Origin of the sequence: Elstera litoralis, assembly GCF_000963705.1 — a bacterium.
Taxonomy (GTDB): Bacteria; Pseudomonadota; Alphaproteobacteria; order Elsterales; family Elsteraceae; genus Elstera; species Elstera litoralis.
The window spans coordinates 1-8,746 of the sequence record NZ_LAJY01000465.1; the positions used below are offsets into that span (position 1 = coordinate 1).

General features: G+C 64.3%; 10 protein-coding genes. 6 read left to right on the top strand and 4 right to left on the bottom strand.

All coding sequences use genetic code 11. The annotated features are described in order from the left end of the window. From VZ95_RS25795 to VZ95_RS22250, 4 genes are all read left to right on the top strand, one after another. Positions 1 to 356 (top strand): hypothetical protein (locus VZ95_RS25795; RefSeq protein WP_045776720.1); only part of this gene is annotated, 356 nt, incomplete at its 5' end. A 30-nt stretch (positions 357 to 386) separates the two neighbouring features. Then, positions 387 to 815: a DoxX family protein gene (locus VZ95_RS15830; protein WP_084627845.1), complete on the top strand. Its 429-nt coding sequence runs from the start codon at positions 387 to 389 to the stop codon at positions 813 to 815. A 29-nt stretch (positions 816 to 844) separates the two neighbouring features. Next, the gene (locus VZ95_RS22245) at positions 845 to 2,245 is read left to right on the top strand and encodes a HAMP domain-containing protein (RefSeq protein ID WP_052711840.1); all 1,401 of its coding nucleotides are present in this window, start codon (positions 845 to 847) and stop codon (positions 2,243 to 2,245) included. Beyond that, entirely contained in the window at positions 2,242 to 2,844 is a 603-nt protein-coding gene (locus VZ95_RS22250) for a methyl-accepting chemotaxis protein (protein WP_052711841.1), read from the top strand. The genes VZ95_RS22245 and VZ95_RS22250 overlap by 4 nt, the downstream gene beginning before the upstream one ends. Here VZ95_RS22250 and VZ95_RS15840 read toward each other — a convergent pair. Next, positions 2,841 to 3,743, bottom strand: coding sequence for a LysR family transcriptional regulator (locus VZ95_RS15840; protein ID WP_045776722.1), 903 nt, complete (start codon positions 3,741 to 3,743; stop codon positions 2,841 to 2,843). The two genes, VZ95_RS22250 and VZ95_RS15840, sit on opposite strands and share 4 nt — an antisense overlap. A gap of 103 nt (positions 3,744 to 3,846) precedes the next feature. Here VZ95_RS15840 and VZ95_RS15845 point away from each other — a divergent pair, with 103 nt between their 5' ends. Next, positions 3,847 to 4,866: a DUF1338 domain-containing protein gene (locus VZ95_RS15845; RefSeq protein WP_084627847.1), complete on the top strand. Its 1,020-nt coding sequence runs from the start codon at positions 3,847 to 3,849 to the stop codon at positions 4,864 to 4,866. Positions 4,867 to 4,948: 82 nt separating this feature from the next. Then, positions 4,949 to 5,848, top strand: coding sequence for an N-acetylmuramic acid 6-phosphate etherase (locus VZ95_RS15850; RefSeq protein WP_045776723.1), 900 nt, complete (start codon positions 4,949 to 4,951; stop codon positions 5,846 to 5,848). Between the two features lie 30 nt (positions 5,849 to 5,878). On the opposite strand, the gene VZ95_RS15855 is transcribed toward VZ95_RS15850, so the two are convergent. The 3 genes from VZ95_RS15855 to VZ95_RS15860 are packed head-to-tail and all read right to left on the bottom strand — an operon-like array spanning position 5,879 to position 8,488. Next, positions 5,879 to 6,295 carry an OsmC family protein gene (locus VZ95_RS15855; protein WP_045776724.1) on the bottom strand — a complete coding sequence of 139 codons (417 nt, stop codon included), beginning with the start codon at positions 6,293 to 6,295 and terminating at the stop codon, positions 5,879 to 5,881. After that, positions 6,292 to 6,444 (bottom strand): glutamine amidotransferase-related protein, encoded by a 153-nt coding sequence (locus VZ95_RS28330; protein ID WP_269747118.1) that lies wholly within the window; start codon positions 6,442 to 6,444, stop codon positions 6,292 to 6,294. The genes VZ95_RS15855 and VZ95_RS28330 overlap by 4 nt, the downstream gene beginning before the upstream one ends. Further along, a complete protein-coding gene (locus VZ95_RS15860; protein ID WP_269747119.1) occupies positions 6,428 to 8,488 on the bottom strand; it encodes an anthranilate synthase component I in 2,061 nt (686 codons plus the stop codon). Before VZ95_RS15860 ends, VZ95_RS28330 begins: the two co-directional genes overlap by 17 nt. Between the last annotated feature and the right edge of the window lie 258 nt (positions 8,489 to 8,746).

The window sequence follows — 8,746 nt, forward strand, 5'->3', positions numbered from 1 at the left end:
ATTTTGCCGCCGTGCCGGAGGCGAGTTTCGCCGCCCTGCGCTTCACCGCCCATCCAAGCGCGCGGCTGGTTCAATCGTCTTTTGCGGTCGCCGACCTGTGGCAGGCCCATCAAACCGCCGACACGCCCGATCTCTCTAGCCTAGCGCTCGATGAGCCCCAGAGCCTCGTTTTAACCCGCCCCGACGGGCGGGTGGAATGGCGCGTTCTCGCCCCGGACGACGCCCAGTTTCTGAGCGGGCTCCTGGCCGGAGCCAGCATTGCCGAGGCCGTGGTTGACCTGCCGGAGAGTTTCGATCTCAGCGAAGCCCTACTCGGCCTGTTGCACGCCCGTGCGTTTACCCGCCTTCACCCCTGAACAAATCCTACGATAGAAGAGGTATCAAGAGTGTTCAGCCCCTTACTTGCCGGAGCCCGCGCGGCCCGAACTCTGGCGGAACGCCACTTAACCGCCCCGCTCGACCTGCTCGGGCGCTGGATGATCGCGGAGATTTTCTTTCGCTCGGGCTTAGTGAAGCTTGCGTCGTTCGAAACAACCGTGGACCTTTTCCGCGACGAGTATCAAACGCCATTTTTTAGCCCGGAAATCGCCGCCGTGCTTGCGACTGCGACCGAACTGACGATGCCGGTTTTGCTCCTTCTCGGGCTGTTCGCGCGTCTTGCCGCAATTCCTTTGCTTGCCATGACGGCGATGATCCAGTTTACCTACTTCTATCACAGCGAGCATTATTTTTGGGCCTTCGTCCTGCTCCTGCTCATCGTGCGCGGGCCGGGGGCTTGGTCGGTCGATCACTGGCTGCGTCGGCGTTTCGGTTAATCCGTCTATTTGTTCCAAGGGAAATCCCCATGTCGCTCAAAGCCCAACTCCTCGCCGTCGTGTCCACGCTCACGCTGCTGCTGCTCGCCGCCGCCGGTTTCGCCGCGCTCGATGCCTGGCGGGAACGGGAGGCTTTCAAGCAAGCCGTGGAGTTGAACCGCACGACCGATCTGTTCACCTGGGCCGCAACCCAGTGGGCGGGCGAGCGCGCGGTAACCCTGGCAGGATCGAAGCCCGACGCGATCCAAATGCGCCGCACCAATGCCGATTTTGGCGCGGATGAGGGGATTGAGGCGGTGCAAGCACTGCTCGGCACCCTCCCGCCGGAAGCCGGAGCGCTGGCCACCGCGCGCAAAACCCTGGACGTTCAACGCACCCGTGCGGACGCCCCGAACCGCACCCCCGCCGATCTATTGCGGCTTTCCGATGGGCTGGCCGAGGCGATTGCCCAGGCGCGGGCAGTTCAATTCGCCCTGGCGCAGCAGGCCCCGGCGGGCGACCTGGTGCTCGCGCAACGCCTGCGCCTGAAGCGTCTCCTGGCCGATGCCACCGCGAGTTTAAGCGAGGAAGAGGGGCTTGTTCTCCTCTCCGCCGAGATGGACGCGGCCACCAAAGCCCGCTTGCTGGCGCTGCGCGATATCAATATGGCGGCCTTCGCGGAAGTCGAGCGCGAGGCCGGGCTCGCGGCCCTCGGTCAGCCCGCGCGCGATGCTTTGGCGAAAGCGGGCACGCTGCTGCGCGGCCCGTACCGCAGCGAAATCGATCAAGCTTTGGCCGGAAAACTCCCGGCGAGCTTCCCCACGACCGCCGCCAATGCGCTCGACGCGCTGCTCGCCATTCAAGAAACAGCCGTCGCCGATACCACCGCGTACGGTGAACGGAAAGCGGGTACCGCCAATACGCGCCTTCTGTTGATGTTGGGGCTCACCGGCCTCGGCCTTGCGCTGACGATTCTATCGATCTGGGTCGTCACCCGCCGCGTCATCGCCCCACTGCTGCATCTGGGCGCAACGATGAAGACCCTGGCGACGGGCCGCTACGATATCGCCATCGATGGGCAGGACCGCCGCGACGAAATCGGCACGATGGCCCAGGCCGTCCTCGTCTTCCAAAGCAATGGCTTGGAAAACCAGCGCCTCGCCGCCGAAGCCGACCGCATCCGTGCAACCGCCGAAACCGAGCGTCGCGCCGCCCTGCACGCGATTGCCGACCGGCTGCGGCAAGAGGTCGGCAGCGTCGTCACCATCGTCTCCACCGCCGCCAGCCAGATGAACGGCTCGGCAGAGAGCTTAGCGAAAACGGCGGGCACCACGTCCCAACGCTCGGAAGCGGTCGCAACCGCCAGCGCGGCTGCGACCGATAATGTCGGCGCGGTGGCGGCAGCAGCGAGGAGCTTTCCGCCTCGATTGCCGAAATCGAGCGGCAAGTGACCCATTCCACCGGCATCGCCGCCCAGGCCGTCAACCGCGCCACCGCCACCAATGAAACCGTGCAAGGCCTCAGCGACGCCGCCGAGCGCATCGGCGAAGTCGTGCGCCTGATCGGGGAGATCGCGGCGCAAACCAATCTGCTGGCGCTGAACGCCACCATCGAAGCCGCGCGCGCGGGAGAGGCCGGAAAAGGCTTTGCCGTGGTTGCCACCGAAGTCAAAAACCTCGCCGCGCAAACCGCCCGCGCGACGGAAGAGATTAGCGCGCAGATCAATAATATCCGCACGACCACCGACGAAACCGTCGATGCCATCCTCGGGATCGGGAGTATCATCGGCGAGATGGATAATATCTCGCGCCTCATTGCCGAAGCGGTCGCCAGCCAAAGCGCCGCCACCGACGATATCGCGCGCAATGTGCAAGCGGCGGCCCAGGGCACGCGCTCGGTCTCCGAAACCATCGGCGACGTCACGCACCTCGCCCGCGATACCGGCGATGCTGCCGCCGATCTTTTGGCTGCCAGCCGCGAGGTCGCGCGCCAATCCGATCAATTGCGGCAGGGGGTGGATCGCTTCTTGGGGGATTTGACGGCGGTTTAATCCGTCTCCAGTGCCCGCGTCCCCGCCGGGGCCGCCTGCGCCAAAAGCCACGCCCGGAACCGCCGCAAGGTCGGGTGTTCGGCGCGGGCGGGCGGATAGGCCAGGGCGTAGGTGCCGGGGCGCGRAAGACCGCGCGCGAACAACACCTCCAGCCGTCCCGACGCCAAATCCGGTTCGATTAGAAAGCGCGGCACCAGCGCCGCGCCCAGGCCGTGAACGGCGGCTTCGGCCAGAGTCAGAAACTGCTCAAAGCGGAAGCTCGCCGGGCGGGCCTCCAGCGCGGCAAGATCGCCTGCCGCGAACCAATCGGCCCAGGCGGCGGGGCGCGTGTTGAGGTCGAGCCGGGGGATGGTCAGCAAATCCGCCTCCTCCCGAATCCCGTGGCGCTGGCGAAAACGCGGGCTCGCCACTGGCACCACCGTTTCCCCGAACAGTGGATCGAGCCGCGCGCCCGGCCAGGGTTTTGGTCCGGCGTGGATCGCCGCATCAATGCCACTGCCGATAAAATCGAAAGGCTCCACTCGCGTCACCAGATCCAGGCGCAGTTTGGGATAGCGCGCCTGGAAATCGGGCAGGCGCGGCACCAGCCAGCGGGTTGCAAAACTGGGCAGAACGGCGAGCGTCAGGCTCTGCCCGGCTTCTCCCGCTGTGCGGCAGGCGCGGATGAGATCGTTCAACAAGGGCGTCGCCTCGGCGACGAACCGGCGCCCGGCCTCGGTCGGCGCGATACGCTGGCGCACCCGGTCGAACAGGGTCACGCCCAAGGCGGCTTCCACTTGGGCGATCTGGCGGCTAACGGCGCTTTGGGTGAGCCCCAACTTTTGCGCCGCCGCCGAAACCGACCCATATTCGGCAGCCAGAACCACCGCATGCAGGCCGGGGAGCGTGGGGAGAGACATAAATCATTCCAAAACAGCATCAACTTAACCAAATTTGATGCTAGACCGGGACAGGCCTGCGGCGCAATGCTAGCGCCATAAGGTTTTTTCCCGGAGTTCCGATATGTCGATTCTGCTCACGCTCATCAGCCGCACCTTGGGGGCCGAAAAAGCCCAGAGCTTAGCCGACACGCTCTATATCCACCCAGCGCTTCTGGCCGAGGAAGGCCCGCGCGTCAGCCGCGCCGTGATGGCGCAAGCGCTGAACATGGTACTGTTCGACGATCTGATGGTGCGCGTCCCGGCGGCAGCCGCCTATATCGCCGATAAGCGCGCGGCGGGCGAGAAAAGCGTTCACGATCATGGCGCGGTGCGCACGGTCGACGGCCCCGTAACGGGCGCGCTGCCGCGCGGGCAAGATGCCCTCGTGCGCCTGCTCACCCCCCTCGGCTACCGCCAGAACGGCTTGTATCCGCTGGATCGCCTAAAGATGACGGGCCGTTCCTACGGTCAGGTCGATTTCCCCGAAGATATCGCCCAATTCTTTGTGAGCGAACTGCATGTGGATCGCTTCTCCCCGGCCTTCGGTGCGGCGGTGGCCAATGTGCTGAAAGACTCGGTCGATCCGCTCGATGCCGCGACCGTGGCGACGCTCGCCGCTTTTGAGCGCGACGGCGCGGTCGATCTCGATGCGGCGGTCGCTGCCCTGCCGGTGATCGCGCGCGGCTTCGACCGGCATCACCCAGCCCCCAGCCTCACCGACTATGAAGCACTGAAGGCCGAGTCGGCAGAAATGGCCTGGATCGCCACCGAGGGGAATGCCTTCAACCACGCCACCGACCGGGTTCCCGATGTCGATGCGCTCGCCGCCCAACAGAAGGCGCTGGGCCGCCCGATGAAGGACGCGGTGGAAGTCTCGGCCTCGGGCCGCGTCCGCCAAACCGCCTTCCGCGCGGCGCAGGTGCAGCGCCCCTTCGTCGATGCCAGCGGCGCGACGGTGATGCGCGAGGTGCCGGGCTCCTTCTATGAGTTCATCACTCGCGACAGCATGACCGACGATGCGACCGGCGGAAAAAAGCTGGATCTGGGCTTCGACAGCTCCAACGCGCAGGGCATCTTTAAGATGACCGCCACCGCCTCCTAAGCAAAATTTGCCGCGATTGACCCCGGATCGGAACGGTCGGTATGGTGAAGGTTCCTTACCACCGTTTCGTCCGGTTTTTGTTTTGAGCACCGAAAAATTCAGCCCGCGCTATCGGGACCTCGACGCCTGGAACCCCGATGAGATTCTGGGCGCGCTGCTCGATAGCCAGTTTTGCGCCGTTGCCGCCGTCAATGCCGCGATCAACCCGCTTGAACGGGCGGCGGTTGCCATTGCCCAACGGTTGCGCCAGGGCGGGCGCATCGTTTATGTCGGCGCGGGTACCTCGGGCCGAATTGCGGTGCAGGATGGGGCCGAACTGCCGCCCACCTTCGATTGGCCGCGCGACCGCGTTGTCTTCATTGTGGCGGGCGGTCTGGACGCGCTGGTTCAATCGGTCGAAGGGGCTGAGGATAATCGGGAAGCCGCGATTTCCGCCATCGATGCCGAGGCCATTGGCCCGAACGATTCGGTGATCGGGCTCGCCGCCTCCGGGGCCACCCCTTTCACCGTTGCTGCCATTCAAGCCTCGCGGCAGCGGGGCGCGCTGACGGTCGGCATCGCCAATAACGAAGCCTCGCCGCTGCTGCACGCCGCCGATTATCCGGTTCTGCTCGATACCGGCCCGGAGGTGCTCGCAGGCTCGACGCGGCTGAAGGCGGGCACTGCCCAAAAAATCGCCCTCAATCTGATTTCGACCGTGGTCATGATCCAATTGGGCCGGGTTTACGATGGCTTGATGGTCGATATGGTCGCGGCCAACGAAAAACTGCGCCGCCGTGCCGAACGCATGCTGCACCGGCTGACCGACGCGCCGATGGACCGGATTGAGGACGCGCTGGAAGCCGCCAATGGTAAAGTGAAGCTCGCCCGCTTGCTGCTCGAAGACCTCGGCGTTTCGGAAGCCCGTGCGCTGCTGGACCATCACGACGGCCATCTGCGCCCGGCCCTCGCCGCCCTCGCCGCCCGCCGCAAATCGGCGTAAGGGGAAGGCCGGAACCCTCCCCGCGCCTCTCTAGGCTTCGATCACTTCAATCGTGTGGGTAATCTCGGCGGTTTTGCCCAGCATGATCGAGGCTGAGCAATATTTCTCTGCCGAGAGAGTCACGGCGCGCTCCACCGCCTCGCGCGGCAGGTTTTTGCCGGTGATGCGGTAATGCATGCGGATGGCGGTGAAGACTTTCGGATCGGTCTCGGCCCGGTCCGCGTCGGCGCTAATCTGGCAATCGGTAATCGCGTGGCGGCCTTTTTCGAGGATCATTACCACGTCAAAGGCCGTACACCCGGCCATCCCCGCCAGCAGCATTTCCATCGGACGCAGCCCGAGGTTGCGGCCCCCGGATTCGGGGGCCCCATCCATTACCACCGCGTGACCGCTGCCCGATTCGGCAACGAAGGTGCGGGCTTCGAGCCAGGTTACTTTCGCCTTCATGCGGCTTCTCCTGCGGCAGAAACTTGCGACCGAAGCCGCGTGACGACATTGCGGATCATCGCCGGACCGGCCCCGCCGCCCAGCGACATGATCGATTCCGGGTGGAACTGCACGCCCGCAACGGGCAAGCTCTTATGCTCCACCGCCATAATCACKCGCTTCCGCCGTTTGGGCCGTGACCCTGAAGGCCTCGGGGAGCGTCGCGGCGTCGGCGTAAAGCGAATGGTAGCGCCCAATCGTCACTTCGTCCGGCAGTCCGGCAAAGAGCAGGCTATTGCTCTCGACGCTGACTGCGCTGGGCTTGCCGTGAACGGGTTCGGCCAATTGCCCCAGCGTGCCGCCGAAAGCTTCGACCATCCCCTGCATGCCAAGACAGACGCCAAACACCGGCACATCGGCCTCAACCGCCTGCTGCACGAGGCCGGGAACGCCGAATTGTTCGGGACGGCCCGGCCCCGGTGACAGAACCACGAGATCCCAACCGCCCGCCGCCAAGGCTGCGGGGGCGTGGGTATAGCGCAGCGTCGTCACGGTCGCGCCGGTCTGGCGGAAATAATCGGCCAAGGTCAGCACGAAACTATCTTCGCAATCGACGATCAGGATATTCCGGTCCACGGGCGGTAGCGGCTCGGCAAGCGCCGGGCCATTGTGACCCTGCTTCACCGCCAGAATCGCCTTGCGGCTGGCGGCGCCCTTCAGGATGGTCTCGCGCTCTTCGGCGTCGGGGTCGCTGTCGTAGAGCAGCGTCGCGCCGACGCGGATTTCGGCGATTTGATCCTTCAGGCGGATGGTGCGCAACGTGAGGCCGGTATTCAAATTACCATCGAAGCTGAGCCGCCCGACCGCCCCGCCGTACCAACGGCGCGGGCTCGCCTCATTTTCCTCGATGAACCGCACCGCCCAGCGCTTCGGCGCGCCCGTGACGGTAACGGCCCAAGTGTGGGTGAGGAAGGCATCCAGCGCGTCGCATTCCGCCCGCAGCGTGCCTTCCACATGATCGACCGTATGGATGAGGTGACTGTATAGCTCGATCTGCCGCCGCCCGATGACCTTCACCGAGCCGGGCACGCAGACGCGCGCTTTATCGTTGCGGTCGACATCGGTACACATGGTCAGCTCGGATTCGTCTTTTTTGGAGTTGAGCAACTCCAAAATCCGGTCGGCGTCCTCAATCGCGTCGCGGCCACGCGCAATGGTGCCGGAGATCGGGCAGGTTTCGACCCGCCGCCCTTCGACGCGCACATACATTTCCGGCGAGGCCCCGACGAGATATTCGCCGTCGAGATTGAACAGAAAACCATAGGGGCTGGGATTGATCTTGCGCAGCGCGCGGAACAGATCGCCTGGGCGGGCATCGCATTCCTCGAAGAAGGTCTGACCCGGCACCACTTCGAAGAGATCGCCACGCTGAAAATAGGGCAGCGCTTTCCGCACCAGATCGGCATAGCCCCCCGCCGGAAAATCCGACGCTTGGACGGGTTTGCGCCGCGCGCCGCTATAGTCGATGGCCGCCGTTTCGCGCGGCAAACCATCGGTGTTTAGAAGCGCCTTGCCCGCTTGCCCGGCGAAATCATAGGTAATCTGCTGGGCTTGGCCGCGCTGATTGTCGATCACCACCAGTTGATCGGGCAGGTAGAGCACCATATCGCGCTGATCGTCCGGGCGCGGGCGCATGCGGTCCACCGGCTCGAACTGATAAATCAGATCATAGCCGAACGCGCCATAAAGGCCCAGGTGCTCATCCTCGTCGCTCTTGAAGGCTGCCAGCAGCGCGCGCACGACCGAGAAGGCGGAGGGCTGCTGCGAGCGCTCTTCCTCGGCGAACTTCAGCGGCAGCGGAATGACCGCGCCGTCGATGCGATCCTCGGCAACCGAAATCGCCGTCAGATGCGGGTGACTTTCCAGCGCCGGGCGCGCGAGGCGCAGCAGCAACCGCCCGCGCGCATTCAGCGCCGTCAGCGTGAACACCCGGCCGACGGTCGAGATTTCCAGCGGCGGATTAACGAAACCTAAGCTCCAGCGCTTATAGCGACCGGGATATTCATAGGCCGACGACAGCAGCGCGCCGCGTTGGGTATTGAGTTGATCGATCAGCGCATCAATGGCGGCATCGAACGGAACATCGGTGATCGTGCGGGTGATGGTAACACCGCCGTTCGTCGTATAGACGAACGGAACAGACGTTTTCGACATGGTAGAGAGGCCCTTTTCGCAAAAAACGGTTAAACGAGGGATAGCGCGCTTAACCGCGACGCCATCGGCCCATACACCATTGCGCGACCTTCACCACGTCAGCGTTCCCATCAATAACTTGCTATCGACGCAGCATCGATAGAGGCCTATACCCCTAGCATCGACCGGCCCGGCGGACAAGTGCGGTTTCATGCGCCGTTTCACGAACATTCGTTTTTGAATATCGCTTGACTCATCGGTGTTACTCGATATTGTGCC